Annotated in this window: 1 protein-coding gene; it reads left to right on the forward strand. The window is 61.3% G+C overall.

Annotated features, from left to right (window positions below; genetic code table 11):
* The coding region (pgi, locus tag ACWEKS_RS49390) for a glucose-6-phosphate isomerase (RefSeq protein WP_452346611.1) at window positions 1-1057 on the forward strand (1057 nt) is incomplete at its 5' end.
* Window positions 1058-1151 lie beyond the last annotated feature (94 nt).

Raw genomic sequence — 1151 nt, forward strand, 5'->3', positions numbered from 1 at the left:
CACGATGTTCATCGTGTCGTCCAAGACATTCACCACCATCGAAACCCTCACCAATGCCACGGCTGCTCGACGATGGCTGACCAGCGCACTCGGAGAGAACGCCGTCGCACAGCACTTTGTCGCCGTCTCCACCAACCCCGCGAAAGCGGCGGAGTTTGGTATCGACCCCAACAACGTATTCGAGTTCTGGGACTGGGTCGGCGGCCGATACTCCGTCGGATCCGCGATCGGCCTGTCGGTCATGGTCGCGCTCGGCAGGGACGCGTTCGGCCAGTTTCTCGCTGGGATGCACACCATGGACCGGCATTTCACCCAGGCCCCCTTGGAGGCGAACGCGCCGACGCTGCTGGCGCTCCTCCACTTCTGGTACTCCAACTTCTTCCACACCCAAACCCGTGCGGTGCTGCCATATTCGAACGACCTCGCCCGGTTTCCGGCATATCTGCAGCAGCTGACCATGGAGTCCAACGGCAAAGCGGTGCAGGCCGATGGGGCCCGAGTCGAAACCGCCACCGGGTCCGTCTGGTGGGGAGAGCCCGGCACCAACGGGCAGCATGCCTTCTACCAGCTACTTCACCAAGGCACCCTGCTCATCCCGATTGATTTTCTCGGCTTCGCCGAACCCACCGAGGACCTATCCACGATCGATGGCCATGGGAGTATGCACGACAGCCTCTTCAGCAATCTTCTTGCGCAGCGACGCGTCCTAGCCTTCGGCCGTACTGCCCAGGAGCTGGCTTCGGATGGCATCCCCAATTCATTGATTCCGCACAAGGTGATGCCCGGGAACCAGCCGTCCACCACCATCCTGGCACCGAAGCTCACTCCCGCTGTCCTCGGTCAGCTCATCGCACTGTACGAACATCAGACCTTCGTCGAAGGCATACTCTGCGGCATCAACTCCTTCGACCAATGGGGCGTCGAGCTCGGCAAAACCCAGGCCTTGGAACTGCAGACCGTCGTCAGCGCGGAAGGCTCACCGGTGTCCATTGACTTGGACAGCTCCACCGAATCTCTTGCGCGGTGGTTCAGAGCAGCACGTGGCGACCGTCGGTGAGGGAGGATGCGCCTCCAACTGATGTTCAGGGCGGTTGCTTCGCTAGGTCAGAGAGGTATTCCTCCAGGCCCGCGGTGTATGTGGTTATGTCTGC

It is taken from the genome of Nocardia sp. NPDC004711, assembly GCF_053601595.1.